The sequence below is a fragment of the Nonomuraea sp. NPDC002799 genome (assembly GCF_053592075.1).
Window position 1 is genome coordinate 90,716 of record NZ_JBSFVA010000017.1, and the last position, 24,132, is coordinate 114,847.

Sequence of the window (24,132 nt, forward strand, 5' to 3'; positions counted from 1 at the left end):
GATGCATACCATGGCAAGCGGCGGTGACCTGAGTCTCACCATCCTGGGATTCCTGAACGAGCGGCCCATGCACGGCTACGAGCTCAAGACGCGTCTCACCGCGCTCACCGGCCACCTGCGCCCGATCAGCGACGGCGCGCTCTACCCGGCCATCCTCAGGCTGGAGACCAAGGGCCTGGTGGAGCGGCACGAGGAGGCGGGCACGGCCGCCGCGCGCCGTCAGGTGCTGACGCTCACCGGCCCCGGCCGCGCTGAGCTGCTCCGGCGGCTTCGTGAGCCCGCGGACCTGGACATCAGCGACCAGACCCGGTTCTTCGCCCTGCTGACGTTCCTGTCGGCGCTGCCCGACCCCGCCGACCAGGCGAAGGTGCTCGGCCGCAGGCTGGCTTTCCTGGAGGCGCCCGCGAGCTTCTTCTCCGAGGGCGGCCGGCCGGTCCGGATCAAGGACGAGCCCGACCCCTACCGGCGTGGCATGCTGGTGATCGCCCGCGCGTCGAGCCAGGCGGAGAAGGAGTGGCTCCGCGGGCGCATCGAGGAGCTCGACGCGCCGCAATAGTGTCTGCCTTTTAGCCCGGCCGGCTGTCCCGAGTTATTCCGGCAGCAAACCAGAGATAGCCATCTGGTCTGAGTGAACAGCGTGACGAGCGCCCGGCATTACGCTGAGTGACTCCCCCCACGGCACAAGGACGGCGCATGGTCAGGCCACTCGAAGAGCGTTTCCGCACGGTCCGTGATTTGTTTCCGGAATTCCGGGTGGAAACGCGTAGAGGCCGCCTCCTGGTCAACGAGTCGGGCACCTGGCAGCACAACACGATCCTGTCCAGATTGCTCTTCCAGATCGCCGCGCCGGCGGCCGGGCGGAGCTGGGAGCTCTGGCCCAACATCACCGTCCACCTGGGCGAACATGCCGACCGTTACGTTCCCGACCTGGCCGTGGTGCCCGAGTCCCCGCGCATGGAGGAGGACCACGCGATCCACGGGGACTCGACGCTGCTGCTCGTCGACGTCGTTTCGGCGAGCAGTGTCTACGACGCCTATTTCGTCAAGCCCCGTGACTACGCGCCGGCCGGAGTGCCGCTTTATCTGGTCATCGATCCATTTCGGCGGGAGCTGACACTCTTCAGCGAGCCGGGCGGGCGGGGATATGGCCGGGAAACGGCGGTGCCGGTGGGTGAGCCGCTGCGCCTGCCATGGCCGTGGCAATTCACCGTCGACACCGGGAAACTGCTGAATGCCGAGACGTAGCCGGAGAAGCCGCACTCTCAGCCGGCGGCGTCCTCGGGAGTGAACACGCAGAATTCATTACCCTCGGGGTCGGCCAGAACGTGCCAGTCGATCTCGTGATCACGCTTGCGGATCACGGTCGCGCCCAGCGCCACGAGCTGATCGGGGTCACCCCACACGTCGAGATGCATACGGTTCTTGCCCGACTTGACCTCGGGCACCGGATTGAGCCAGATCAACGGGCCGGCCCCGGAGGGATCGGCGATGGGGACCGGCCACTCAAGTGGCCGGTCCGAGCCGTCACGTGGCGCCTTCCGCGCATAACCCAGCGCCGTGCACCACCAGTCGGCCAGAGCCTGGTGGTCCAGGGCGTCGAGCGCGATGTCCTTGAAACGGGCGGGAGCCCTGTCCTCGTCAATCATGGGTCCCATGAAAACACGACACCGGAGCATGTCGCGCTACAGGCCGCCCGTTTCCGGACATGGCATCAAACGATCTTGTGGATCCAGTTGCGGGGGTCGGGGCGGACGCCGTACTGGATGCCCACGAGCTCCTCGCGCACCCGCATGGTCACCGGGCCCGGGGTGCCGTCGGCGATGGTCCAGGAGGTGGTGGCGCCCTTGACCACGCCGACCGGCGTGACCACGGCCGCCGTGCCGCAGGCGAACACCTCGGTGAGCTCGCCCGACGCGCAGCCTTCCTGCCACTCCTCGACCGAGACGAGGCGCTCCTCGGTCTCCAGGCCGAGGTCGCCGGCCAGCTCCAGGATCGACTCCCTGGTGATGCCGGGCAGCAGGGTGCCGGTCAGGGACGGGGTGACGAGCTTGTTGCCGAAGACGAAGAAGAGGTTCATGCCGCCCATCTCCTCGACGTACTTGTGCTCGCCGGCGTCCAGCCACACCACCTGGTCGCAGCCGTTCGCCACGGCCTGCCGCTGCGCCACGAAGGCGGCCGCGTAGTTGCCGCCGCACTTGGCGAAGCCGGTGCCGCCGGGGGCGGCGCGCGTGTACTCCGTGGACAACCAGACCGAGACGGGCTTGATGCCCCCCGTGAAGTAGGAGCCCGCCGGGGAGGCGATGACCAGATACTTGTAGGACTTGGAGGGATAGTTGACCCCGAGCCCGGCCTGGGTGGCGATCATGAACGGGCGCAGGTAGAGGCTGTGGCCCTCGGCCGTGGGCACCCACGCCTGGTCGGTCTCCACCAGCAGTTCGAGCGAGTCGACGAAGGTCTCCTCGGGCAGCTCGGGCATGGCCATGCGGAGGGCCGAGCGGTTGAAGCGGGCGGCGTTGGCGTAGGGCCGGAACGTCACGATCGAGCCGGTGGTCTGCCGATAGGCCTTGAGGCCCTCGAACAGCTCCTGCGCGTAGTGGAAGACCGAGGTGGCCGGATCAAGCGAGAGCGGGCCGTACGGGAGAAGCCTGGCGTCGTGCCAGCCCTCGCCCTCCGTGTAGTCGACCGAGATCATGTGGTCGGTGAAGGTCTGCCCGAATCCCGGGTTCGCCAGTACCTGCTCCCGCTCGGCCGCGGTGCGAGCGTGGTCGGATAGCTGCACGTCGAAGCTGAGCTTCTGAGCGATGGTCATGACGTCGGTCCTTCTCTCTGCGACTACTGCGAAATCTAGCGAAACTACCAGTTCTCCGGTTTTCGATGCCGGACAGCATCCTCGCGGAGGGCAGCTCGTACTTCCTATTGTCTCGCTATATGGGATGACAAGCGGCCGATGGGGTGGTTGGAACCTGCGGACGCGAAAAAGCGCCCGGCAGTCCTCATCGGACCGCCAGGCGCTGTGGGGGGCTAGGCGGTCCTAGCCGGATACTCGCGCGGTGATGTCGTTGCCGATCTCGCTGGTGCTGCGACCGGCCCAACCGGCCAGCCGGTCCACGATGTCGTCGGCGACCGCCTGCTCGACCCTGGCCGCCTCGGTGTGCAGGCCCAGGTGCGAAAGGAGCATGGCGACCGACAGGATGGTGGCGGTCGGGTCGGCCTTGCCCTGCCCGGCGATGTCGGGGGCGCTGCCGTGCACCGGCTCGAACATGCTCGGCGCGGTGCCCTCGGGGTTGATGTTGCCGCTGGCCGCCAGGCCGATGCCACCGGCGATGGCCGCGCCGAGGTCGGTGATGATGTCGCCGAACAGGTTGTCGGTGACGATCACGTCGAACCGCTCCGGCTGGCTCACGAAGAACATCGTGGCCGCGTCGATGTGGCTGTAGTCGGTCGTGACCTCGGGGAACTCCTCGGCCACCCGGTTGACCGTGCGCTGCCACAGGTCGCCCGCGTAGGTGAGCACGTTGGTCTTGTGGACGAGCGTGAGCTTCTTGCGGGGCCGCGACTGGGCCTTCTGGAACGCGTAACGCACCACGCGCTCGACGCCGTAGGCGGTGTTGAGCGACTCCTGAGTGGCGATCTCGTGCGGCGTGCCGCGCCGCATGACGCCGCCGGTGCCCGCGTAGAGGCCCTCGGTGCCCTCACGGACGACGATCATGTCGATGTTCTCGGCCGGGGTGTCGGCCAGCCGCGTCTCCACCCCGGGGAACAGCTTGACCGGGCGCAGGTTGACGTAGTGGTCGAACGCGAACCGGAGCCGCAGGAGCAGGTCGCGCTCCAGGATGCCCGGCGGCACGCTGGGGTCGCCCACGGCGCCGAGCAGGATCGCGTCGTAGCCGCGCAACTCGTCGAGCACCGCGTCGGGGAGCGTCTCGCCGGTGCGGTGATAGCGCGCGGCTCCCAGGTCGTAGTGGGTGGGCTCGATCTTCGTGCCCACGGCTTCCAGGACCTTGAGTCCTTCGGCTACGACCTCGGTGCCGATGCCGTCACCAGGGATGACGGCCAGGCGGATGTTACGCGACTCCATGGGCCGTACCTTACCGGCTCGTCTCGACTGACGGGCACACCGTCTCATTTTTTGGACGTCCGATTTGTTAGGTATTGCGCCTTTTTGACCGTTTCGTTAGAGTCCGAGACGCCTAATCCACACAGCCGCTGTGTGGAGCCGGGGACCCACTTTCCCCCCAGGGGCGAATCGGCACCCGCCGTAGGGCTACTTCCAGGCCCGAGCCCGTCAGCTAACCCGGTCGGCCACATGGAAGGACAGTTCACTGTCTCGCATCGCCATTCTCGTGGTGGCGGGCACCGCCGGGCTCTTCGCCCTGGCCGGCCCCGCCCAGGCAGCAGCCGCCCCCAAGGCCGCCCCCAAAGACGGCTCCGAAACGACGACCCTGACCGGCCCCCAGGTCAAACGTATCCAGCAGGCACGCGACAAGCCCGCCTGGAAGACCGCCCTCGACTTCGCCATGGACAAGCAAGGCGTGCCGTACGTCTGGGGCGGAACCAGCAAACGGGGTTACGACTGCTCGGGGCTCATGCTCCGGGCCTATGAGAAGGCGGGGATCGAGCTGCCCCGCACCGCCGCGGAGCAGTACGGCGCCTTCGACAAGAAGATCACCTGGAACGATCTAAAGCCAGGTGACCTGGTCTTCTTCAGCGGCCTCGGGCACGTGGGCATGATCTCCAAGCCCGGTTTCATGGTCCACGCGCCGCACACCGGTGACGTGGTGAAGGAGGAGCGGCTGTCGGCCTGGCGCAGGACCGCCTTCGTCGGCGCGGTCCGCCCCGACCCCAAGGGCGTACGACAGTGGGCCGAGCAGCGCCGCACTCCGGCGCCCTCGATGCTGACCGCGACCCTCTGACCAGCGCCGGGTGGCCCCGCGACGGCGGGGCTGCCCGGCGGCCGGCTCATTCCGCCGGGTGGACAGAGCTCGGCTCGTTCCGCCGGCGGAATTCCGGGACCGCGTCCTATCGGCCGGAGTCCTGGGGGGCGCCGCCGTTGTCCCTGCGGTCCAGCGCGATCTGCACGGCCTCGACGGCCTCGTCCTCGTGCTCCTCGGCACGGTTCCAGGCATACATCTCGTACATGTGAGTCATCTCTTTTCGCGGGCGCGTTCCAAAGGACGTCGGATCCCGGTCGCGAACCCGACCGGGCCTGATCTCGTGGTCCGGGTCACGGACCGAACGAAAGGGACTTGACGGCCGACGCGACGCCGCACACCGCGGCGGGTCGTCGACCTGCCCTAACAGGCCCCGCCGCGGCAGGTAATAAGTACGAGAACCTGGCGCATTTCCGTCAACGATACCCCAGCCATCTCGTTGGACGTCCTACTATCTCGCATGGTGAGACGAAAAAGGCCGCCGTCCCCGGTGGGGACGGCGGCCTGCGCGACTGGGGGAGGTCAGTCCTCCAGGTCCACCGAACGGCCGCTGTCGGCGCCGATCTCGGCCACGATCTGCTCGACCACGTCGGCCGGGATCGCGGAGTCGACCGTCAGCGCGATGAGCGCCTTGCCGCCCTTGACGTCACGGGCCACCTGCATCGAGGCGATGTTGATGCCGTGCTCGCCGAGGAGGCGGCCGACCACGCCGACGATGCCGGGACGGTCGGCGTAGGTCAGGAAGCACAGGTGAGCCGTCGGCTCGATCTCCATCTCGTAGCCGTTGACCTCGACGATCTTCGTGATCTGGCGGGGCCCGGACAGGGTGCCGGAGACCGAGACCTGGCGGCCGTCGGCGAGCACGCCGCGCACGGTCACCACGTTGCGCCAGTCAGGGCTCTCCGAGCTGGTCACCAGCTCGACGCTGAGGCCGCGGTCCTTGGCGAGCAGCGGCGCGTTGACGTAGGTGACCTGCTCCTCGATCACGTCGGCGAACACGCCCTTGAGCGCGGCCAGCTCGAGCACCCGCACGTCCTGCGCGGCGATCTCGCCGCGTACCTCGATGTCGAGCTTGGTGGCGACCTCGCCGGCCAGCGCGGTGAAGACCCGGCCCAGCTTCTCGGCCAGCGGCAGGCCCGGCTTGACGTCCTCGGCGACCGCGCCGCCCTGGACGTTGACGGCGTCCGGCACGAACTCGCCCGCCAGCGCCAGCTTCACGCTCCGCGCGACCTGGGTGCCGGCCTTCTCCTGGGCCTCGTGCGTGGAGGCGCCCAGGTGCGGGGTGGCGACGACCTGGTCGAGCTCGAACAGCGGGCTGTCGGTGCACGGCTCCTTGGAGAAGACGTCGAGCCCGGCGCCCGCGACACGACCTTCCTTGATCGCCGAGTAGAGCGCGCCCTCGTCCACGATGCCGCCGCGCGCCACGTTGACGATGCGCACGGACGGCTTGACCTGGTGCAGCTCCCGGTCCCCGATGAGCCCGAGTGTCTCCTTGGACTTGGGCAGGTGGACGGTGATGAAGTCGGCCTGCTTGAGCACCTCTTCGAGGCTGAGCAGCTTGACGCCCATCTGCGCGGCGCGGGCCGGCGGCAGGTAGGGGTCGTAGGCGATCAGCTCGACGCCGAACGGCTGCAGCCGCTGGGCCACGAGCTGGCCGATCTTGCCCAGGCCGAGGATGCCGACGACCTTCTCGTCGAGCTCGACACCGGTGTACTTGGAGCGCTTCCACTCCCCGTTCTTCAGCGCGGCGTGCGCCTGGGCGGTGTTGCGCGCGCTGGCCAGGATGAGGGCGATGGTCTGCTCGGCGGCGCTGGTGATGTTGGAGGTCGGGGCGTTGACGACCATGACACCGGCCTTGGTGGCCGCCTCGACGTCGACGTTGTCGAGGCCGACGCCGGCGCGGGCCACCACCCGCAGCTTGGGCGCCGCGGCGATGGCCTCGGCGTCGACCTGCGTGGCGGAGCGGACGATCAGCGCGTCCACGTCCGCGAGGGCGGGCAGGAGCTGGGAACGGTCGGCGCCGTCGGTGTGGCGGACCTCGAAATCAGCGCCGAGCACGGCGAGGCCAGCCTCGGACAGCTCTTCTGCGACCAGAACGACGGGCTTGTTCACGGGTGTGGATCCTTAGCGGGACGGCGGGTCTTCGGGGGACACCTCCACGGATCCCCCGGCGGTCCCACTGAGTCTAGCCGCCGCTTGTGAACGCGTTCACGAGAGACCCACCATGTGAGACGAGCTCCGGCCTACCCGGTGACCGAAAACTCATCCACGTCACACCCATCTTTGTCTTGATCGGGAGATTTATTCGCCATTAGCCTGATAAGCCGTGGCCGACTACCTATGGTTCGTCCTATGAGCATCGGGAATCCTGCGCTTGCCGACGTGCTCGCCCAGCATGGCACCCCACACCGCCTGCTGAGCGCACTCGCCGACGGTGGAGTCCTGGTGGCAGTGCGACCAGATCGTTCGGTTGTCCTAGGGACAACCCAAGCCGGTGACCGAGTGCTCCTCGGTTACACCGGTCCTGCTACCTATGCCAGACACCGCGGCAGCCATTCCCTGTCAGCGTGCGACGCCGACACCATCCTGGACATCCAGCGCGTCACCGGCGTGCGGGAGATCGTGATCGACGCGGCCGGACCAGCCGCCGCGGCCGTGCCGATCGAGGATCTCCAGCGCTTCCTCACCAGTACGCGCACGGGGCCGACGCCTGTGCTGTCCGGGGCGGTTCCGGCCGCCTACGCGACAGGGGCGATGGCGACCGTGTCGCGCGGTGCCGCGCTGGCCCAGGTGGCGCCGCCGAGTCCGGACGCCCCGGCGCTGCCGTGGGTGCCCGCGCCCCGGCCGCACCTGTCGGGGCCCATGCAGCAGGTGGACCCGGGATACCGGCGATGTACGCATCCGATCCTGCCCGGGCTGCGGCAGGCGATCGCCTACCTGCTGATGGACTTCCCGCTGGTGCACCACGTGTGGATCTCGGAGGCCAACACGGCGTCCGGGGCCCCGGGGATCATGCTGCACGTCAAGGTGCACATGTCGGCCGCCGAGGACGTCGTGCGCGACCTGCACCGCCTGGTGCGCGCCCGGCTGCCGCAGTTCGCGGCCTCAGGGGCGCCGATCCTCATGGCCAGGGTGGCGGACGCGCGCAGCGAACGCCGGATGATCGAGATCGGCGCGCACGTGGTGTGCGCCGACGTGTCGGACTGACCCACCGGTACGGCCGGAGCCCAGGGCGACCCGGGTTCCGGCCGGCCGAACTGGGCCCTACCGAACAAGCCCTCGCTCGGCTTCAATGAGGGGCATGATCACACCGGCGGCGCCCGCGTCCACGGTCCCCAGGAGCGTCCGCCTGGGCTACGGCGTGGGGTCGTTCTGCACGGCCACGGTCAACGCCGTGCCCGGCCTGCTGCTGCTCTACTACATGACCAACTTCATGGCCGTGCCCGCGTGGCTGGCCGGGGTGGTCGTGACCGCGCCCAAGGTCTGGGACCTGGTCGTCAACCCGCTGATCGGCCGCTGGTCGGACCGGACCAGATCGCGCCTGGGCCCCCGGCGGCCGTGGCTGCTGGCGGGGGCCTGCACGCTGCCGATCGCGTTCTTCCTGGTCTTCGCCGGGCCGCCGCTGACGGGAGTGCCCGCGGCGTTGTACGTCGGGGTGTGCTTCATGGCGACGGCGACGGCGTACGCGCTTTTCGAGGTGCCGTACAAGGCGATGCCCGCCGAGATGACCGACGACTACCACGAGCGGACCTCGCTCCTGCAGTGGCGGATGATCTTCATTGGCGCGGCGACCGCGATCAGCGGCGTGCTCGCGCCGGCCATCGTCAACAGCCAGGGCGATGACGGCACGCTGGGCAGCTACCGGCTCATGGCGGCCACGATCGCGGTCATCCTGCTCGCCTCGATGCTCGGCTCCTTCTTCGGCACCGCCCGCGCCCCCATGACCGGTGCGCCGGAGGCCGACCACGGCGGGTGGCGCGAGCAGTTCGCCGCGATCCGCGGCAATTCGGCGTTCATCTGGATCACGGCGCTGGCCTGCATGCAGATGCTCGCCATAAGCATGATGCTGGCCGCGGCGCCGTATTTCGCGGCCTACACCATCGGCACCCCCAGTGCCACGCAGACGTTGTTCGCGGCCCTGGTGGGGCCGATGGTGCTGACGATGCCGTTATGGGTGCGCCTGGCCAAGCGGTTCGACAAGCGGGGCGCGATGATCCTGGCCGCGCTGCTGTTCGGCGGCGGCACGGCGGCGGCCACGGCCACGCCGCTCTTCGGCCCGCTCTACGCCCACGCGGCGATTCTGCTGGTCGGCGTCGGGATCGCGGGGGTGCAACTCCTGCTGTTCTCGATGCTCGCGGACGTGATCGCGATGGACGCGGCGCGGACGGGCAAGCGGCGGGCGGGCGTGCTGACCGGGTTGTGGACGGCCATCGAGAGCGGGGTCAGCTCGTTCGGCGCGCTGATCTTCGGCATCATCCTGTCGCTGGGCGGCTTCATCGAGTCCGAGCCGAGCACGCCGGTCCAGCAGCCGGACAGCGCCGTGACCGCGGTCCTCATCGGGCAGACCGCGATCCCGGCGGTGATCATCCTCGCGTCGGTGCTCGTCACGCTGCGGTACCGGCTCACGCCACCCGTCGCGCCAGCCTCGGACGTGCCCGCGTGAACAACCCGGCCAGCAGGGCCGCCAGCAGCGGCAGGCCCAGCACGACGGCGGCGACGAAGGCCCACGGCACGGAGAAATACTCCGGCAGCCCGTACCTCGACGCCGTCCGCCAGGTCAGGGCGACGCCGGCCACGATCCCTCCGGCGAGCCCGAGCACCGCGCCGAGCCCGGCGATATAGCCGGCCTGAGAGGCCACCACGAGTCTGCGGGTGCGGGGCCGGCCGCCCACCGCCGACAGGGTGTCCAGGTCGCCGCGCATGTCGGCGGCGGCCAGCCCGGTGGCCGCCAGCGTGCCGCCGAGCACGAGGATCAGCGCCCCGGCCAGGGCCGCCGCGAGCAGGTAGACGATCTCGTCGTCGGAGCGCGTCAAGGCCACGTGGACGTTGCCGTGCACCGCCCGCAGGTCGCGCTCGAAACGCTCGGGGTCGGCGGGCTGATGCATGGCGTACAGCCGCCGCTCGGCCGTCTTGAGCCCGGCCCCGGTCAGCGCGGAGGGCGGGAGCACGCCGCCGCCCTGCCGCGAATCGGCCGAGGTGGCCAGCACGGCGGGCACCCGGATCGCCGCGGGCGCCTTCGACGCGTCCAGGGCTTCGAAGGAGACGGCGATCTCCCCCTTCCGGATCAGGCCGGGGTCGAACACCACGGCCTTGCCCGCGGCCAGCGCGGCGGCCGCCCGCGAGTCCCGCCGCCCTTGGAGGAAGGCGAGCAGCCGGGCGTCACCGACCGGCAGGTCGTAGAAAGAGGATCGGGTGAACGAGCAGGCGTCATCACAGGGCTGGATGCCGGTATTGACGAGCACGTTCAAGCTCCGCCCGCTCTTGTCCCGCGCCTCCGCCCCGGCGACCAGGCTCGCTCCCGGCAGCCGCTCCCCGGCGACCGCCCGCATCTTGGCCCAGGTCGGATCGTCCAGCGAGTGGCCGCGGATCTGCATGCTTCCGTCGGGGGCATCGAGCAGGCGGTGCACGTTCTGGACGGCGAAGGAGCTGTTGAAGGTGATGCCGAGGGCGACCGCCGCCATCGTGGCCCCCATGACCGCCGCCATCGCCGAGGCCGTACGGCCCGTGTGGCGGGCGCCGTCGCGGACCGACAGGCGCATCGGCAGCGGGAGCCGGGCCGCGAGCCGCCCGGTGCGGCGGACCAGCCACGGGGTCACCGCGATCACCCCGAACACGACCACCGTCGAGGCCACCACCACCGCCAGCTCGCTGCGGGCCGCGGCGAGAGCCGTCGCGCCCAGCCCGAGCACGATCAGCACCAGCCCGAGCACGGGACGGCCCGCGCGCCCGCGCAGGTCCCCCGGCCGGCCGGCCAGCACCTGGGCCGGATGCTGCCGGGCCGCCTGAAGGGCCGGCACGAGGGCCGCCGCCAGCGCGCTGACCAGGCCCAGCGCCGCGACGCCGAGCGCCTGGGCCCAGGGCACGTCCGGCGGCCCGCTCGTCCAGTCCAGCATCCGGGCGGTTACCGTCTCAGCCAGCAGGCCCGCGCCGGCGCCCAGCACCACGCCCAGCAGGGCCGCCGCGCCGCCGAGCACGAGACCGTCGGCCAGCACGATCATCCGCAGGTGACCGGCGGAGCCGCCCTGCGCGGCGATCACGGCCAGCTCCCTTCTGCGCCGCCGCAGTCCCACGGCGAACGCGGGCCCGGCCAGCAAGGCCGTCTCGGTGACGACCAGGATCACGCCGACGGCCGTCCAGCGCAGCGTGCGCCCGTCGTCGGGGGCGACGATCTCGGCCCCGCGCGGGCTCTCGATCACCGCGCGGGAGGCCACCAGCAGACCCGCCTTGTTGAGCCGCCGTACGTCCGCCCAGCGCACCGGAGCGGAGGTGTCGATGAGCCAGGCGGCGCCCGACCCGTCGCCCCTGTCCCGCAACATCGCGCCCGGCCGGCCGACCAGTTCCCTGATGCCGGGCCGGTTGGGATGCTCGACGACGCCCACGACGCGCAGCGGCTTGCCCTGCCGGGTCACCTTCAGCGTGCCGCCGAGCCGGACGCCCCGGCCGAGGAGCGCGGGCGTGACCGCCACCTCGTCGGTCGTGGCCGGGATCCGGCCCTCGGACAGCGGCCTGATCCCGGCGGCCAGCGGGTCGAGCAGGTCTGTCTCCAGCACCTCCACCTCGTCGTAGCCGTCCGACAGCAGCGCCTCCGTCCTGCTGCCCTGGATCGGCAGCAGGCGGCCGGCGATCAGGGCATTGACCTCAGCCGGGGTCCACGTCGGCGGCCGGTCGCCGGACTGGTTCCGGTTGGGGTACCGGCCGGCGGGGTCCTGCTCGACGGGGTCTCTGTAGTAAGTGGTCGTGATCCGCGCGTCGGCCACCGGGCCGAGCTGGGAGGCCAGCTCCTCGCGCGCCGTCACGCCAGTGGTGTCCACCAGAGTGAGCACGGCCGTGATGACCAGCACGGGCAGGCCGATCATGACCATGATGAGCGCGGTGCGGCCCTTGAACCGCAGCGCGTCCCTGCGGGAGATGCGCAGCGCGGCCCGGAACGCGCTCATCGGGCTCCTCCGCGCCGCCCGGCGGAACGCGCTCATCGGGCTCTTCCGGGCCGCCCGGCGGAACGCGCTCATCGGGCGCTTTCCAGGCGCACGGCGCCCTGCTCCGCGAGGAGGCCGTCGCGCAGGTAGACGACGCGGTCGGCCCAGGCCGCGTAGCGCGGCTCGTGGGTGACGAGCAGCACGGCCACGCCGGCGTCACAGCGGGTGCGCAATAACCGCAGGATCTCGTCGCCGGTGGCCGTGTCGAGCGCGCCCGTCGGCTCGTCGGCCAGCAGCAGCCGGCGCTCGCCCGTCAGCGCCCTGGCGATGGCCACCCGCTGGCGCTGCCCGCCGGACAACTCCTCGGGGAAGCGGTCGGCGACCTCGTCGGCTCCCATCTCGGCGAGCACGGTCAGCGCCTCCGCGCGGGCGCGCCCCGGCCGCACGCCGTCGAGCTCCCTGGGCAACATCACGTTCTCGGCGGCCGTCAGGGACGGGATCAGGTTGAGGTCCTGGAAGACGTACCCGACGCTGCCGCGCCTGAGGGCGGCCAGGTCCCGCACGCCGGCCAGGTCCGCGCCCTCGATCGTCACGCTGCCCGAGGTGGGCCGGTCGAGGCCGCCCGCCAGGTTGAGCAGCGTCGACTTGCCCGACCCGGACGGGCCCATGACCGCGACCAGCTCCCCCGCCGCGACCTCCAGGCTCACGCCCCTGAGCGCGTGCACCTGCCCGTGCTCGCGGGTCACGTCCCGCAACGTCATCACCGTCATGCCTTCTTCTCCTTGGAAGTGTCCTTGGACACGGCCTCGCAGTGGTCCAGCCAGCGCTGTTCCGCCTCGGCCTTGAAGATCATCGAGTCGAGGACGAGCCGCTGGGCGAGCCCGCCCGTGGCGGCCCGCTTGGCCTTGGTGAGCTCCTGCAGCGCGCGCATGGTGGCCATGCGCTGCGTCTGGATGACCCCGGCCACGTCCACGCCGCCGGACACGGCCATCGCGATCTTGATGGCCAGCTCGTCCCGAGGCCGGTCGGACTGGGCGACGGGGGTGCCGAACCAGCGCTCCAGCTCCTCGCGACCGGCCTCGGTGATCAGGTAGACCGACCGGCCCTGGTCGTCGGCGCCGCCGGGCGTGACCAGGCCGTCACGTTCGAGGCGGGAGAGCGTCGTGTAGACCTGGCCGATGTTGAGCGGCCAGGTCGCCCCGGTCGACGCCTCGAACTCGACCCGCAACTGGTAGCCGTAGCGTGCCCCGCCGTTCAACAGCGCGAGCAGCCCGTGTCTGATCGACATGGATACTGAGTATGCATACGCAGTATGTTCTTCGCAACTGATACGCGTATTCTGGACACGGCACGCGGTTCAGGCCGATACTCGCTACATGAGCTCGACGCATCCGCCTTTTCGCGCATCCGACGGCGAGCGCGACCGCGCGATCGACGAGCTCAGAGATCGGGCCGTGGAGGGCCGGATCTCCCATGACACGTTCGTGGGCCGGGTGGACCAGGCGCTGCGGGCCCGTAGTCAGCACGAGCTCGACGAACTGGTGGCCGACCTGCCGCGACGGGCGACGTTCCGGCAGCGGATGACGGACGCCGTGTCGTCGGTGTCGGAGTTCACCACCAGGCTGCAGTCGGCGTGGCGGCGTCCGCGCCTGCCCCGGCTGGCGCTGCCCGACGACGAGCGGCTGCGTTATGTGGTGGGCCGCGGCTCGGCCTGCGACCTCGTGTTGTCGGACCTGACGGTCTCCCGGGTGCACGCCGAGTTGCGGCGTGACGGCGGCGACTGGTGGATGCTGGTCGATCTGGGCTCGCTCAACGGCACCCGGCTGAACGGGTGGCGGCTGGTGGGGCCCGCGCGGGTCAAGCCGGGCGACGAGATCTCGTTCGGCGACTGCATCTTCCTGCTGACGGCCGGCCAGCCGGCGCACTGACGCCTCGGTCGCGCCCACTCCCCCGATATATACGGATATTTGCGGATTACAGGCTCACTGCGCTGATTCATGCTCTCAGGCGATCCCTCAGTCGACTTGGAGACCCCATGCGGCGCACCTCAGCCTCCCTCGTCGCGGGCACGCTCGTCGCGGCCCTCGCCTGGGCGTCCAGCCCCACCTCTCCCGCGGTCGCGCTCGATCCCTCGGCGGGCGTGGCCGATCTCACCCAGGACATCAACCAGATCCTCAGCGACTCCCGGCTCACCATCGCCCGCGCGGGCGTCGTGGTGAAGAGCGCGGCCACCGGCGAGGAGCTGTACGCCACCGACGCCGGCAAGCTCCTCACCCCGGCGTCCAACACCAAGCTGTTCACCTCGGCCGCCGCCGTGGAGACGCTCGGACTCGACTACCGCTTCCCCACCACCGTGCTGAACACCGGCCGCAAGGCCGGCTCGGTGCTGGCCGGCGACCTCGTGCTGCGCGGCACCGGCGACCCGACCATGCTGGCCGAGGACTACGACGCGCTGGCCGCGAAGGTCGCGCAGGCGGGCATCAAGGTCGTCACCGGCAAGCTGGTCGCCGACGACACCTGGTTCGACTCCCAGCGGCTCGGCAACGACTGGTCGTGGGACGACGAGACCGCCTACTACGCGGCGCCGATCTCGGCGCTGACCGCCTCGCCCGACCGGGACTACGACGCCGGCTCGGTGATCGTCTCGGTGGCGGCCGACGGCGACCAGGTCAAGGTGTCCACCACGCCGGAGACCGACTACCTGAAGATCGTCAACCGGGCCACGGTCGGCGCGGAGACCGACGTGCTCATCGAGCGGCAACACGGCACGCGCACGGTGGTGATCACCGGCACGGTGGCGGACCCGTACCAGGAGTGGGTGGCCGTGGACGACCCGACGGCCTACGTGTCGTCGTTGTTCCGCAAGTCGCTGACCAAGCACGGCGTCAAGGTCCTCGGGCCGACGGTCGCCGGCGCGGCCGCGTCCGGGGCCAAGGAGCTGGCCGCGCACCAGTCGATGACGCTGGGCGAGTTGCTGGTGCCGTTCATGAAGCTGAGCAACAACATCCACGCCGAGATCCTCACCAAGGCCATGGGCCGCAAGGTCGCCGGGCAGGGCACGTGGTCGGCGGGGCTCAAGGTCGCCACCGACTTCGCCAAGGCGGGCGGGGTGCAGATCATCAACATGCGTGACGGCTCCGGGTTGTCGCGCCGCGACGGCTTCTCACCGGGCTCGATCGTGCAGTTGCTCTCGACCGTGCGCGACAAGCCCTGGTTCGGCACCTGGTACGAGTCCCTGCCCATCGCGGGCAACGCCGAGCGGTTCGTCGGCGGCACCCTGCGCAGCCGGATGCGGAGCACGCCGGCCGCGAACAACGTGCACGCCAAGACGGGCTCGCTGACCGGCGTCACGTCGTTGTCCGGGTATGTCACGAGCGCCGACGGCGAGCCGCTGATCTTCTCGATCATGCTCAACCAGTATCTGTCGGGCTCGCCCAAGGACATCGAGGACAAGATCGCCGTCCGGCTCGCGCAGTTCTCCCGCGCCACGGCCACCGACGCCGTCCAGCTTCGCTCGGCCGACCCGGGGGCGCCGGCGGGCGACCTCGAATGCTCGTGGCTCAAGCCCGCGCAGTGCTAGCGGGATCCTGAAAGAAACTTTTCCGGCCCCCTGACGCGCAGGGGGCCGTTCAGGTTTACCGAGATCAGCACGGGTGCCATCACGATTCGGCCACTTGGAACTCCAGCTTCGGTTGGCAATTTCAGTACATAGCCGACTTTGGGGGGCCAGAATTCGGATCTGACGCCTACAGAGCCAAGGGAGCGTCGGGCTTCCAACCGGCCCCACCCCGAGCCGGTTAACCCACCGCACGCCCAAACGCTCCCCTTCGGGCGGACCCGGCCGCGCCTCCCCCCGCACACAGGACCGCGGCCGGGTCCGCATCACTCCATCCCATCCACCCGCCAGGGTCCGGTTAACTCGGTGCCATGCGTCCCAAAGCGGAACTCCACCTGCACATCGAAGGCACCCTTGAGCCCGAGCTCGTCGTCGAGCTGGCCAGGCGCAACCGGATCGAGCTGCCGACCTTCGACGTGGCGGCCATCCGCGCCCGCAACGACTTCGCCGATCTGCGGTCGTTCCTGGACGTCTACTACGACAACCTGGCGGTCCTCCGCACCGAGCAGGACTTCTACGATCTCGCCACCGCCTACCTGAAGCGGGCCGCCGCTCAAGGGGTGCGGCACGCGGAGATCTTCTTCGACCCGCAGGCCCACCTGAGCCGGGGCGTGCCGATGGACGAGGTGTTCGGCGGGTTGTCGGCCGCGTTGCGGGACGGCGGGATGTCGGCCGCGCTGATCCTGTGCTTCCTCCGGGACGAAGGCGCGGAGGAAGCCGAGCAGGTGCTGCGCGCGGCGCTGAAGCACCGGGAGCACTTCATCGGGGTGGGGCTCGACTCGGCGGAGGTGGGGTATCCGCCGTCGTTGTTCCGGCGGGTCTTCGACATCGCCGCCGCCGAGGGGCTGCACAGGGTGGCGCACGCGGGCGAGGAGGGCGGCCCCGGCTACGTGTGGGAGGCGCTGGACATCCTGCGCGTCGAGCGGGTGGACCATGGCATCCGGGCGATGGAGGACCCGCGGCTGGTGGCCCGGCTGCGGGCCGAGCGCATCCCGCTGACGGTGTGCCCGCTGTCGAACGTGCGGCTGCGCGCGGTGCCGTCCCTGCGGGACCACGTCCTGCCCGCGATGCTGGACGAGGGGCTGGTCGTGACCGTCAACTCCGACGATCCCGCGTACTTCGGAGGCTACGTGGAGGACAACTACGCGGCGTTGCGGCGGGAGCTGGGGATGACGGAGGCGCAGCTCGACCAGATCGCCCGCAACTCCTTCGAGGCGTCCTTCGTATACAGCGAAGGGGCCCGCCCTTGACGGGCAGGCCCCTTCGTGAGTCTGGTCAGCCGCTCAGAACCCGGCTGAGGAGCTGGTTCAGGAGGTCGAGGTCGACGACGTCGTTGTCCTCGCCGAAGTTGTTCCACTCACCGAAGTCGTACTTCACGTCGTCGTCGTGACCGTGGTTGGGGCCCGGCAGGATGCCGGTGTACGCCGGTGACGCAGCGAGCGCGGAGCCGCCGAACATGACCATCCCGCCGACGAGCCCGGCCAGGATGAGTCCTGATCTGTACATATCGATTCTCCCTGATACCTCTCGACTACTCTCCGTAGCTATCGGAGGAAGATCTGCCCTGCCCCCCTGTTCGACAAACTCTCGCCATTTTGCTCTTGACCAGGCAAGATCCGAGGCCTGATCGAACTGATGCCGGGGATCGTCCCGCTTGACGATCAGGTCGTCTTCGCCTGACGGGCGCGCTGGTCACTCATTGCCTGCCGACAACCATGGCGCGGGCCGTTCCGGAGCCTCACACTGGTCCGTGGCACGGGGAGGCAGATCATGACCGCACCTATCGGGCACACCCAGCGAGCCGCCGAGCGGCGCCCGGAGCTCGACGCGATGCGCGCTCTCGTGGTGGTCGGGCTGGTGTTCTTCCACGCGTCGATGGTGTTCGACTCGCGCGACGACTACTACGTCAAGAACGCCGAGACGACCGACATCACGCTCATCATCGCCGCGCTCTGCGTCATCTGGGCGATGCCGCTGCTCTTCCTCATCGCCGGGCTGGGGTCGTGGCACTCGACGCGGCGGCGCGGGCCCGGCGGGTTCGCCGCCGAGCGCCTGCTCCGGCTGGGCGTGCCGCTGGTGTTCGCCACGGTCACGCTCATGCCGTTGCCGCAGTGGTTGCGGCTGCGGGCCGATCCGGCCTACCACGAGTCCTATCCGGCGTTCCTGCCGAAGTTCTTCAGCGTGCGGCTGGACCTGGCCGACTTCCCGTTCATCCTGCGCGGGCCGTACTTCGAGACCGGTCATCTGTGGTTCGTGGTGCTGCTGCTGACGTTCTCGCTCGTGCTGGCGGCGCTGGTGCGGTGGGCGCCGCGCGTCCGGCTTCCGGCGATCGCGCGGCCACGCGGCGCGCTGCTGCTGCTCGGCCTGCCTGTCGGGGTGATCTGCGCGTTCGTGGGGCTGGAGGAGGCGTTCGGCGGCTGGAGCCGCTGGGCGTACCTGGTGTTCTTCCTGTACGGGTTCCTGTTCGCTACCGACCGTGACGTCCGGGCGGCCATGCGGCGCGACTGGAAGATCGCCGCCGTGCTCGGCGGCCTGCTGATGGCGGTGGGGGTGCCCGGCTTCCTCATCGCCGGCGACGCGCCCGGCGCGGACGCCTTCACGGACCTGACCCCGCTCGCGATCGGGGTCCGCGGCCTGTACGGCGTGGCCGGCTGGTGCTGGGTGGTCGCGATCCTCGGCGCCCTCGACCGCCCGCGCGCCCCCTCCTCCGAGCCCAGGCCGCCCCGGAGGTTCTACGGCTATCTCGCCCCCGCCGTGCTCCCGCTCTACATCCTGCACCAGCCGATCGTGGTGGCCGTGGCCTACCTCGTGGTCGGGTGGCGGGCGCCGATCCTGGTCGAGTATCTGGTGATCGTGGCCGTCTCGCTGGTCCTGACGGTGGCCGCGTACGACGTGCTGGTGCGGCGGACCAGGCTGACCCGGCTGCTGTTCGGGATGCGGGAGCCTACGGCACGGTGAGGACGACCGGGCCGTCCTCGGTGATCGCCACGGTGTGCTCGACGTGCACGCTCCTGCTGCCGTCGCCCGAGCACACCGACCAGCCGTCCTCGGCCATGTAGTAGCCGTCGTCGCCCCCGGCCATCAGGCTCGGCTCGATGGCGATCACCAGCCCCGGCCGCAACCGCAGCCCGCGACCCCTGCGGGCCTCGTTGGGCACGAACGGCGACTCGTGCATGGCCCGCCCGATGCCGTGGCCGCCGAAGTCGTTCTGCATGCCGTAGCCGGCGCCGCGCCCGACGGTGGACATCGCGTGGCCGATGTCGCCCATCTTGCCCCCGGGCACCGCCGCCTCGATGCCCGCGGCGAGCGTCTCCTGCGCGACCCTGATCAGCTTGAGGTCCTCCTCGCGGGCCTGCCCGACCGTGGCGCTCACCGCGCCGTCGGCATGCCACCCGTCGACGTACACGGCGCAGTCGACGCTCAGCAGGTCGCCGTCCCGCAGCCGGTAGGGCGTCGGCAGCCCGTGCAGCATGACCCCGTTCACCGACGTGCAGATCACCCCCGGATACGGCATCGCGCCGAACGACGGGTGGTAGCCCAGGAACGAGGCCCCCGCGCCGCCTTCCTCGATGACCGTCCGCGCCACCTCGTCGAGCTGCCGCAACGACACCCCCACGGCGGCCCGCGCCAGCACCGCGGCCTGCACGGCGGCGACGACCCGGCCCGCCTCCCGCATCGCGGCGATCTCACCGGCGCTCTTGAGCTCGATCACGGCTTCCCCTCCCGGTCGATAACTATACCGGTATTACTATCACGCCCGCCGGGTCAATCCATCCCCTTCCTGCCCGGCGTCCAGAACGGCTTCGTGCGGACGTCCTTGCGCTGCCAGCCCCGCTCACCGACCAGATGAGCCCGGACGGCCTGGATCGTCCGGGCCTCCCCCGCCAGGTAGGCCACGCCGGGCCCGTCCGGCAGATCGAGCTCCCTGACCGCGTTGACCAGGGTCTCCGACCGCGCCGCGGCCGCCCCGCCCCGGCAGACCTGGACCAGGCCGGGCAGGTCGAGGTGGTCGCCCGGCCCCTCGGCCTCCACCACGCCATAGGCGGTCGCGCGCGCGGGCAGGGCCCGCAGCATCGCCCCGAACGCCACCGACGCCGTCTCCTCGCCGGCGAACAGGTGATAGGGCGCCTCCTCCCGCAGCACGAGGCTCCCGTCCGGCCGGGTGAAGGAGATCTCCTGGCCCGGCTTCGCGCTCCGCATCCAGGACGTGCCCGGCGAATCGCCGCCGTGGTCGTACCCGATCAGATCGACGGCCTCCCAGCTCGGGTCGTACGCCCAGATCGAGTAGGTCCGCAGGACGCCGCCCAGCACGCCGCCCCCGTCGCCGATCAGCAGCCGCACGTGCTGGCCCGGCGTGTATTTCAGATCCCGCAGGGACTCTCCCCCGATCCTGACCCGGCGCATGCGCGGGGTGAGCTCCTCGGTTTCGACGACCTCGCCGCCGAGGAACATCCGGTCGAGCAACCTGCGGGCGATGCCCTGCCTCATCGCTGCCTCCTGGGGTCGAGCTGCTCGATCTCGCGGCGGGCGGTGACGAAGACCTCCTGGATGCGCTCGACCACCCGGGGGTCGCCGTGGGCGTGGTGCAGCGTCTTCACCGCGGCCTTGACCAGGCGCAGCGCCGGGCCGACGATCTCCGCCGCCTCCGGCTCGCGGAACATCCCCCACTCGCTCCTGCTGACCGCCCGGCCCCACAACCGCTCGATCACGTCGGCCTGCTCCCCGGCCGCGCGCCTGCCCTCGTCGGTGACGTGGTAGACCTTGCGGCCGTCGGCCGGCTCGACCCGCACGAGACCCTCGTCTTCCAGTAGTTGCAGGGTCGGGTAGATCGAGCCCGCGCTGGGCTCGTAGGTGCCGTTGAAACGGTCGGCGAGGCGGCTCATGACCTGGTAGCCGTGGCCGGGCTGCTCGGCGACCAGGGCGAGGATCGCCAGGCGGAGCTCGCCAGGCCCGAAGAAGCGTCCGGTCGGGCCCACGCCCGGTGTTCGACGCGCGTTCATCATGAGTCGGATGCTATATCGAACGATATAGCGAAGCAACACCGCCCGTCGTCCTGCCGGCAGGACACCGGGCCCCCAAGCAGAACGGCGGGCGAGGCGAAGGAATCGCCTGCCCGCCGTTTCGGCGGCGAACTACGCCTTGAGCCAGCTCATCATCGGACGGAGCTTGGCGCCCGTCTTCTCGATCGGGTTCTCGGCCAGCTCCTCGCGGTAGCGCGTGAACTCCTTCTGGCCGCCGTCGAACTCCTCGACGAGCTGCCGGGCGAAGGTGCCGTCCTGGATCTCGGCCAGGATCCGGCGCATCTCCTGACGGGTCTCGTCCGTGATGATGCGCGGGCCACGGGTGTAGCCGCCGTACTCGGCCGTGTCGGAGACCGACCAGTACATCTTGGAGACGCCGCCCTCGTACATGAGGTCGACGATCAGCTTCATCTCGTGCAGGCACTCGAAGTAGGCGACCTCCGGCTGGTAGCCGGCCTCGATGAGGGTCTCGAAGCCGGCCTTGATGAGCTCGGACACGCCGCCGCAGAGCACGGCCTGCTCACCGAACAGGTCGGTCTCGGTCTCTTCGGTGAACGTCGTCTTCAGCGCGCCGGCGCGGGTGCCGCCGATGCCCTTGGCGTACGAGAGCGCCAGGTCCAGCGCCTTGCCCGAGGCGTCCTTCTCGACGGCCACGAGACACGGCACGCCGCGCCCGGCCTCGAACTGGCGGCGCACGAGGTGGCCGGGGCCCTTGGGGGCGACCATGCACACGTCGACGCCCTCGGGCGCCTCGATGAGGCCGTAACGGATGTTCAGGCCGTGACCGAAGAACAGCGCGTCGCCCTCGACGAGGTTGGGGGCGACGTGGTCGGCGTACAGGTGGCGCTGGATGTGGTCCGGCGCCAGGATCATGGTGAGGTTCGCCTCCTCGACCGCCTCGGCCGGGGTGACGACCCGCAGCCCGTCGTTCTCCGCCTTCTCGCGGCTCTTGGAGCCCTCCGGCAGGCCGACGCGCACGTCCACACCCGAGTCACGCAGGGAGAGCGCGTGGGCGTGGCCCTGGCTGCCGTACCCCAGCACGGCCACGTGGCGCCCCTGAATGATCGAGAGGTCGGCCTGGTCGTCGTAGTAAATGTCCGTCACTTGCTTAAAACCTTTCAGGCGGTACGGTCCAGTGCCCTGAGGGACCGGTCGGTGATGGAACGGGCGCCGCGGCCGATGGCCACCATGCCCGACTGGACGAGCTCTTTGATGCCGAACGGCTCAAGGACCTTCACGAACGCCTCAAGCTTGTCCGGAGTGCCGGTGACCTCGATGGTCACGGCGTCGGCCGCGACGTCGACGCAGCGAGCGCGGAAGAGCTGGACGAGCTCCAGCACGTGGGAGCGGCTCTCGGCGTCGGCCTTGACCTTGATCAGCATGAGCTCGCGCTGCACGGATTGCGACGTGTCGAGTTCAACGATCTTCAGTACGTTCACCAGCTTGTTGAGCTGCTTGGTGACCTGCTCTAGTGGCAGCTCCTCGACACTGACGACGATGGTCATCCGCGAGATGTCGTCGTGCTCGGTCGGCCCGACTGCCAGCGAGTCTATGTTGAAGCCCCGCCTGCTGAACAACGCGGACACGCGCGCCAGCACGCCAGGCTTGTTCTCCACGAGCACGGACAGGGTGTGCCTGCTCATCGGCCGATCCCCGTTCCTCGCTCGTGTGCGCTCCTAGTCATCTTCGCCCTCCCACTTAGGCGCCATGTCACGGGCGATCTTGATGTCGTCGTTGCTGGTGCCCGCCGCGACCATGGGCCAGACCATGGCGTCCTGATGGACGACGAAGTCGATCACGACCGGCACGTCGTTGATCTCCATGGCCTTCTTGATCACGGCGTCCACGTCTTCGGGACGCTCGCAGCGCAGGCCGACACAACCATAGGCTTCGGCCAGTTTGACGAAGTCCGGGATGCGGCGCTTCTTCTGCAGGTCGGTGTTGGAATAACGCTGGTCGTAGAAGAGGGTCTGCCACTGCCGGACCATGCCGAGACTGCCGTTGTTGATGACGGCGACCTTGACCGGCACACCCTCCAGCGCGCAGGTGGCGAGCTCCTGGTTGGTCATCTGGAAGCAGCCGTCGCCGTCGATGGCCCACACCGTGGCGTCGGGGCGGCCCATCTTGGCGCCCATCGCGGCCGGGACGGCGAAGCCCATGGTGCCCAGGCCGCCGGAGTTGATGAACGTGCCGGGCTTCTCGTAGTCGATGAACTGCGAGGCCCACATCTGGTGCTGCCCGACCCCCGCCACGTAGTAGGCGTCGGGGCCGGCGATCGCGCTCAGCCGCTCCATGACGTACTGCGGGGCCAGCGAGCCGTCCTCGAACGTCTCGTAACCCAGCGGGTAGGTCTGCTTGTAGCCGTCGAGCGACGCCCACCAGCCGGTGTAGTCGCCCTGCTGCCCCGAGGTCTGGATGGCGGCGATGAGGTCGCTGATGACCTCCTTGCAGTCGCCCACGATCGGCACGTCGGCGTGGCGGTTCTTGGAGATCTCCGCCGGGTCGATGTCGGCGTGCACGATCTTGGCGAGCGGCGCGAACGAGGCCAGATGTCCCGTCACCCGGTCGTCGAACCGCACGCCCAGGCCGATGAGCAGGTCGGACTGCTGCAGCGCGCCCACGGCCGACACGCTGCCGTGCATGCCGGGCATGCCCATGTGCTGGCGATGGCTGTCGGGGAAGGTGCCCCTGGCCATCAGGGTGGTGACGACCGGGATGTTGGTCAGCTCGGCGAGCTGCAGCAACTCTGCCGAGGCGCCCGCCTTGTGCACGCCGCCGCCGACGTAGAGGACCGGGCGCCGGGCCTCGGCGATCAGCTTGGCGGCCTCGCGGATCTGCTTGGAGTGCGGCTTGGTGACCGGGCGGTAGCCCGGGAGCTGCATGGTCGGCGGCCAGCTGAACGTGGTCTCGGCCTGCAGCGCGTCCTTGGAGATGTCCACGAGAACCGGGCCGGGACGGCCGGTGGAGGCGATGTGGAACGCCTCCATGATCGTCCGGGGGATGTCCAGCGGGTCCGTGATCAGGAAGTTGTGCTTCGTGATCGGCATGGTGATGCCGGAGATGTCGGCTTCCTGGAACGCGTCCGTGCCGATGGCGCCGCTGGGCACCTGCCCGGTGATCGCCACGATCGGCACCGAGTCCATGTAGGCGTCGGCGATCGGCGTCACCAGGTTGGTCGCACCGGGACCACTGGTCGCCATGCACACCCCGACTCGGCCCGTCGCCTGCGCATAGCCCTCGGCCGCGTGCCCCGCACCCTGCTCATGGCGTACGAGCACGTGCCGGACCTTGGTCGAGTCGTAGAGGGGGTCGTAGGCGGGCAGAATGCAGCCGCCCGGGATCCCGAACACGGTGTCGACTTCCATGTGCTCCAGCGCCCGCACCAGGGCCTGCGCACCTGTCATCCGTTCGGTCATCGGCTCGTTCCT

22 protein-coding genes, 1 pseudogene and 1 riboswitch are annotated in these 24,132 nt (G+C 69.9%); of the genes and pseudogenes, 9 read left to right on the forward strand and 14 right to left on the reverse strand.

Annotated elements, in window-relative coordinates:
* Positions 1 to 10: 10 nt before the first annotated feature.
* Both ACWD0F_RS28445 and ACWD0F_RS28450 read left to right on the forward strand, forming a co-directional pair.
* A complete protein-coding gene (locus ACWD0F_RS28445; RefSeq protein ID WP_449880557.1) occupies positions 11 to 556 on the forward strand; it encodes a PadR family transcriptional regulator in 546 nt (181 codons plus the stop codon).
* A 137-nt stretch (positions 557 to 693) separates the two neighbouring features.
* Positions 694 to 1,245 (forward strand): Uma2 family endonuclease, encoded by a 552-nt coding sequence (locus ACWD0F_RS28450; RefSeq protein WP_449880559.1) that lies wholly within the window; start codon positions 694 to 696, stop codon positions 1,243 to 1,245.
* A 17-nt stretch (positions 1,246 to 1,262) separates the two neighbouring features.
* On the opposite strand, the gene ACWD0F_RS28455 is transcribed toward ACWD0F_RS28450, so the two are convergent.
* From ACWD0F_RS28455 to ACWD0F_RS28465, 3 genes are all read right to left on the reverse strand, one after another.
* Entirely contained in the window at positions 1,263 to 1,646 is a 384-nt protein-coding gene (locus tag ACWD0F_RS28455) for a VOC family protein (protein ID WP_449880561.1), read from the reverse strand.
* Between the two features lie 65 nt (positions 1,647 to 1,711).
* Complete coding sequence (locus ACWD0F_RS28460; protein WP_449880563.1) at positions 1,712 to 2,809, reverse strand: branched-chain amino acid aminotransferase; 1,098 nt, start codon at positions 2,807 to 2,809, stop codon at positions 1,712 to 1,714.
* A 222-nt stretch (positions 2,810 to 3,031) separates the two neighbouring features.
* Positions 3,032 to 4,078: a 3-isopropylmalate dehydrogenase gene (locus tag ACWD0F_RS28465; protein ID WP_449880565.1), complete on the reverse strand. Its 1,047-nt coding sequence runs from the start codon at positions 4,076 to 4,078 to the stop codon at positions 3,032 to 3,034.
* A 99-nt stretch (positions 4,079 to 4,177) separates the two neighbouring features.
* Positions 4,178 to 4,319, forward strand: a riboswitch (cyclic di-AMP (ydaO/yuaA leader).
* Between the two features lie 24 nt (positions 4,320 to 4,343).
* Between ACWD0F_RS28465 and ACWD0F_RS28470 the strand changes: the two genes are divergently transcribed.
* Positions 4,344 to 4,913, forward strand: coding sequence for a C40 family peptidase (locus ACWD0F_RS28470; RefSeq protein WP_449880567.1), 570 nt, complete (start codon positions 4,344 to 4,346; stop codon positions 4,911 to 4,913).
* A 540-nt stretch (positions 4,914 to 5,453) separates the two neighbouring features.
* On the opposite strand, the gene serA is transcribed toward ACWD0F_RS28470, so the two are convergent.
* Positions 5,454 to 7,043 carry a phosphoglycerate dehydrogenase gene (serA, locus tag ACWD0F_RS28475; protein ID WP_449880569.1) on the reverse strand — a complete coding sequence of 530 codons (1,590 nt, stop codon included), beginning with the start codon at positions 7,041 to 7,043 and terminating at the stop codon, positions 5,454 to 5,456.
* Between the two features lie 390 nt (positions 7,044 to 7,433).
* Between serA and ACWD0F_RS28480 the strand changes: the two genes are divergently transcribed.
* Both ACWD0F_RS28480 and ACWD0F_RS28485 read left to right on the forward strand, forming a co-directional pair.
* Complete coding sequence (locus tag ACWD0F_RS28480; protein WP_449880571.1) at positions 7,434 to 8,138, forward strand: hypothetical protein; 705 nt, start codon at positions 7,434 to 7,436, stop codon at positions 8,136 to 8,138.
* Between the two features lie 94 nt (positions 8,139 to 8,232).
* Positions 8,233 to 9,594, forward strand: coding sequence for an MFS transporter (locus tag ACWD0F_RS28485; RefSeq protein ID WP_449880573.1), 1,362 nt, complete (start codon positions 8,233 to 8,235; stop codon positions 9,592 to 9,594).
* Here ACWD0F_RS28485 and ACWD0F_RS28490 read toward each other — a convergent pair.
* The 3 genes from ACWD0F_RS28490 to ACWD0F_RS28500 all read right to left on the reverse strand — a co-directional run bounded on the left by ACWD0F_RS28490 (position 9,554) and on the right by ACWD0F_RS28500 (position 13,355).
* Positions 9,554 to 12,088 (reverse strand): FtsX-like permease family protein, encoded by a 2,535-nt coding sequence (locus ACWD0F_RS28490; protein ID WP_449880574.1) that lies wholly within the window; start codon positions 12,086 to 12,088, stop codon positions 9,554 to 9,556. The two genes, ACWD0F_RS28485 and ACWD0F_RS28490, sit on opposite strands and share 41 nt — an antisense overlap.
* A 68-nt stretch (positions 12,089 to 12,156) precedes the next feature.
* On the reverse strand, positions 12,157 to 12,837 hold the full coding sequence (locus tag ACWD0F_RS28495) for an ABC transporter ATP-binding protein (protein WP_449880576.1): 681 nt from the start codon (positions 12,835 to 12,837) through the stop codon (positions 12,157 to 12,159).
* Positions 12,834 to 13,355 carry a PadR family transcriptional regulator gene (locus tag ACWD0F_RS28500; RefSeq protein ID WP_449880578.1) on the reverse strand — a complete coding sequence of 174 codons (522 nt, stop codon included), beginning with the start codon at positions 13,353 to 13,355 and terminating at the stop codon, positions 12,834 to 12,836. Before ACWD0F_RS28500 ends, ACWD0F_RS28495 begins: the two co-directional genes overlap by 4 nt.
* 88 nt (positions 13,356 to 13,443) lie before the next feature.
* Here ACWD0F_RS28500 and ACWD0F_RS28505 point away from each other — a divergent pair, with 88 nt between their 5' ends.
* The 3 genes from ACWD0F_RS28505 to ACWD0F_RS28515 all read left to right on the forward strand — a co-directional run bounded on the left by ACWD0F_RS28505 (position 13,444) and on the right by ACWD0F_RS28515 (position 16,933).
* Positions 13,444 to 13,995, forward strand: coding sequence for an FHA domain-containing protein (locus tag ACWD0F_RS28505; protein WP_449880580.1), 552 nt, complete (start codon positions 13,444 to 13,446; stop codon positions 13,993 to 13,995).
* Between the two features lie 107 nt (positions 13,996 to 14,102).
* Positions 14,103 to 15,647 carry a D-alanyl-D-alanine carboxypeptidase/D-alanyl-D-alanine endopeptidase gene (dacB, locus tag ACWD0F_RS28510; protein ID WP_449880582.1) on the forward strand — a complete coding sequence of 515 codons (1,545 nt, stop codon included), beginning with the start codon at positions 14,103 to 14,105 and terminating at the stop codon, positions 15,645 to 15,647.
* A gap of 347 nt (positions 15,648 to 15,994) precedes the next feature.
* Entirely contained in the window at positions 15,995 to 16,933 is a 939-nt protein-coding gene (locus tag ACWD0F_RS28515; protein WP_449880583.1) for an adenosine deaminase, read from the forward strand.
* A gap of 25 nt (positions 16,934 to 16,958) precedes the next feature.
* Here the strand turns inward: ACWD0F_RS28515 and ACWD0F_RS28520 are convergent, their stop codons facing one another.
* Positions 16,959 to 17,189, reverse strand: coding sequence for a hypothetical protein (locus tag ACWD0F_RS28520; RefSeq protein WP_449880585.1), 231 nt, complete (start codon positions 17,187 to 17,189; stop codon positions 16,959 to 16,961).
* A gap of 264 nt (positions 17,190 to 17,453) precedes the next feature.
* Between ACWD0F_RS28520 and ACWD0F_RS28525 the strand changes: the two genes are divergently transcribed.
* A complete protein-coding gene (locus tag ACWD0F_RS28525) occupies positions 17,454 to 18,641 on the forward strand; it encodes an acyltransferase family protein (RefSeq protein ID WP_449880587.1) in 1,188 nt (395 codons plus the stop codon).
* Here ACWD0F_RS28525 and map read toward each other — a convergent pair.
* The 6 genes and pseudogenes from map to ACWD0F_RS28555 all read right to left on the reverse strand — a co-directional run.
* Positions 18,628 to 19,395, reverse strand: a complete 768-nt coding sequence (map, locus tag ACWD0F_RS28530; RefSeq protein ID WP_449880589.1) for a type I methionyl aminopeptidase — start codon at positions 19,393 to 19,395, stop codon at positions 18,628 to 18,630. The genes ACWD0F_RS28525 and map overlap by 14 nt on opposite strands.
* Positions 19,396 to 19,448: 53 nt before the next feature.
* A complete protein-coding gene (locus ACWD0F_RS28535; protein ID WP_449880590.1) occupies positions 19,449 to 20,171 on the reverse strand; it encodes a siderophore-interacting protein in 723 nt (240 codons plus the stop codon).
* Positions 20,168 to 20,686 (reverse strand): PadR family transcriptional regulator, encoded by a 519-nt coding sequence (locus ACWD0F_RS28540; RefSeq protein ID WP_449880591.1) that lies wholly within the window; start codon positions 20,684 to 20,686, stop codon positions 20,168 to 20,170. Before ACWD0F_RS28540 ends, ACWD0F_RS28535 begins: the two co-directional genes overlap by 4 nt.
* 129 nt (positions 20,687 to 20,815) lie before the next feature.
* Complete coding sequence (gene ilvC / locus ACWD0F_RS28545; RefSeq protein WP_449880760.1) at positions 20,816 to 21,799, reverse strand: ketol-acid reductoisomerase; 984 nt, start codon at positions 21,797 to 21,799, stop codon at positions 20,816 to 20,818.
* Positions 21,800 to 21,822: 23 nt separating this feature from the next.
* A complete protein-coding gene (gene ilvN / locus ACWD0F_RS28550) occupies positions 21,823 to 22,347 on the reverse strand; it encodes an acetolactate synthase small subunit (protein WP_367799675.1) in 525 nt (174 codons plus the stop codon).
* 33 nt (positions 22,348 to 22,380) lie between these two features.
* A pseudogene (locus tag ACWD0F_RS28555) lies at positions 22,381 to 24,126 on the reverse strand (acetolactate synthase large subunit); the annotation flags it as partial.
* Positions 24,127 to 24,132 lie beyond the last annotated feature (6 nt).

What these genes read in the sequence shown, in the direction of transcription:
- ACWD0F_RS28505 (WP_449880580.1), top strand. Translation starts at nt 13,444, where the DNA reads ATGAGCTCGACGCATCCGCCTTTTCGCGCATCCGACGGCGAGCGCGAC.
- ilvN (WP_367799675.1), bottom strand. Translation starts at nt 22,347, where the DNA reads ATGAGCAGGCACACCCTGTCCGTGCTCGTGGAGAACAAGCCTGGCGTG.
- ACWD0F_RS28465 (WP_449880565.1), bottom strand. Translation starts at nt 4,078, where the DNA reads ATGGAGTCGCGTAACATCCGCCTGGCCGTCATCCCTGGTGACGGCATC.
- ACWD0F_RS28495 (WP_449880576.1), bottom strand. Translation starts at nt 12,837, where the DNA reads ATGACGGTGATGACGTTGCGGGACGTGACCCGCGAGCACGGGCAGGTG.
- ACWD0F_RS28525 (WP_449880587.1), top strand. Translation starts at nt 17,454, where the DNA reads ATGACCGCACCTATCGGGCACACCCAGCGAGCCGCCGAGCGGCGCCCG.
- dacB (WP_449880582.1), top strand. Translation starts at nt 14,103, where the DNA reads ATGCGGCGCACCTCAGCCTCCCTCGTCGCGGGCACGCTCGTCGCGGCC.
- ACWD0F_RS28455 (WP_449880561.1), bottom strand. Translation starts at nt 1,646, where the DNA reads ATGATTGACGAGGACAGGGCTCCCGCCCGTTTCAAGGACATCGCGCTC.
- ACWD0F_RS28450 (WP_449880559.1), top strand. Translation starts at nt 694, where the DNA reads ATGGTCAGGCCACTCGAAGAGCGTTTCCGCACGGTCCGTGATTTGTTT.
- ACWD0F_RS28520 (WP_449880585.1), bottom strand. Translation starts at nt 17,189, where the DNA reads ATGTACAGATCAGGACTCATCCTGGCCGGGCTCGTCGGCGGGATGGTC.
- ACWD0F_RS28500 (WP_449880578.1), bottom strand. Translation starts at nt 13,355, where the DNA reads ATGTCGATCAGACACGGGCTGCTCGCGCTGTTGAACGGCGGGGCACGC.
- ACWD0F_RS28460 (WP_449880563.1), bottom strand. Translation starts at nt 2,809, where the DNA reads ATGACCATCGCTCAGAAGCTCAGCTTCGACGTGCAGCTATCCGACCAC.
- ACWD0F_RS28485 (WP_449880573.1), top strand. Translation starts at nt 8,233, where the DNA reads ATGATCACACCGGCGGCGCCCGCGTCCACGGTCCCCAGGAGCGTCCGC.
- ACWD0F_RS28535 (WP_449880590.1), bottom strand. Translation starts at nt 20,171, where the DNA reads ATGAGGCAGGGCATCGCCCGCAGGTTGCTCGACCGGATGTTCCTCGGC.
- ACWD0F_RS28540 (WP_449880591.1), bottom strand. Translation starts at nt 20,686, where the DNA reads ATGATGAACGCGCGTCGAACACCGGGCGTGGGCCCGACCGGACGCTTC.
- ACWD0F_RS28490 (WP_449880574.1), bottom strand. Translation starts at nt 12,088, where the DNA reads ATGAGCGCGTTCCGGGCCGCGCTGCGCATCTCCCGCAGGGACGCGCTG.
- ACWD0F_RS28515 (WP_449880583.1), top strand. Translation starts at nt 15,995, where the DNA reads ATGCGTCCCAAAGCGGAACTCCACCTGCACATCGAAGGCACCCTTGAG.
- ACWD0F_RS28445 (WP_449880557.1), top strand. Translation starts at nt 11, where the DNA reads ATGGCAAGCGGCGGTGACCTGAGTCTCACCATCCTGGGATTCCTGAAC.